The following is an 879-nucleotide window of genomic DNA, read 5'->3' on the forward strand; positions in this document are numbered from 1 at the left end:
GGGCGGCCGGCCTGGCGGGAGCGGTCGGCGTCGCGGGGCTCGATGTCTGCGGAGCCTGCGCGAGGGCAGGCACAGCCATCAGGCTCGAGAGCAGGGCGAGGACGGCAAACGTCGTTTTGGAGGAAGCCATGGCGTGTCTCCCGAGGGGTCGGCCCGCTCCGCGGCGCCGTGGAAAAAATCTGGGCCCGGCGACTTGAACCCGGGCTTAACGGTTGTGTCGCCGCACCTCTAGCCAGGGGCCGGCGCCGACGCTATAAGCGCGCCCTCATCCGTATCCCGCGGTGTGCGAGGCGATCCTCGATCGAGGAGCCGCTCGCGCGCCGCTTTGCCCGCGGCATCACGAAGGATTCCTGCCATGGCCGTTCCGAAGCGAAAGACTTCCCCCTCCCGTCGCGGCATGCGCCGCTCGGCCGACGCCCTCAAGGCGCCGACCTACGTCGAGGACAAGGACTCGGGCGAACTGCGCCGTCCGCACCACATCGACCTGAAGACCGGCATGTACCGCGGCCGCCAGGTCCTGAAGGTGAAGTCCGCCGAGGCGTAAGCATCACGGCCGGCTCGACGCTTCGTCGGTCCGACCTCGCCCTCATCCCCGGGAAGCGCTTGCGAAGCAGGCGCCTCACCGTGCCGGGAGGGGGTTGGAACGTGCGTTACGCTTACCGCCCGCAATGACGGCGGCGGCGATGCAACGAAATTACGCGAGCCGCCGGGCAGTCTCGGCGTAGCGCGCCGCGGCCGCCTTCGTGCGTTCCAGCCGCGACGGCCTGAGGGTCGGGTCGCTGGCGATCAGCAATTGCGCCACGAAGCCCGCGCAGGCGCCGCCGGAGCCGAATCGGTCCGGCATCAGGATCGTGGCGCGCGCCTCGCGCCGTCCCCCAT

At 70.4% G+C, this 879-nt stretch carries 1 protein-coding gene and 1 pseudogene; one reads left to right on the forward strand and one right to left on the reverse strand.

The window, feature by feature from the left end:
• The first annotated feature begins 355 nt into the window (after positions 1 to 355).
• Positions 356 to 544: a 50S ribosomal protein L32 gene (gene rpmF, locus FV228_RS31080; RefSeq protein WP_003601373.1), complete on the forward strand. Its 189-nt coding sequence runs from the start codon at positions 356 to 358 to the stop codon at positions 542 to 544.
• Between the two features lie 150 nt (positions 545 to 694).
• On the opposite strand, the pseudogene FV228_RS31085 reads toward rpmF, so the two are convergent.
• Positions 695 to 879 (reverse strand): annotated as a pseudogene (locus FV228_RS31085) (hypothetical protein); the annotation flags it as partial.

The organism is Methylobacterium sp. WL18 (assembly GCF_008040015.1).
GTDB lineage: Bacteria > Pseudomonadota > Alphaproteobacteria > Rhizobiales > Beijerinckiaceae > Methylobacterium > Methylobacterium mesophilicum.

What these genes read in the sequence shown, in the direction of transcription:
- rpmF (WP_003601373.1), top strand. Translation starts at nt 356, where the DNA reads ATGGCCGTTCCGAAGCGAAAGACTTCCCCCTCCCGTCGCGGCATGCGC.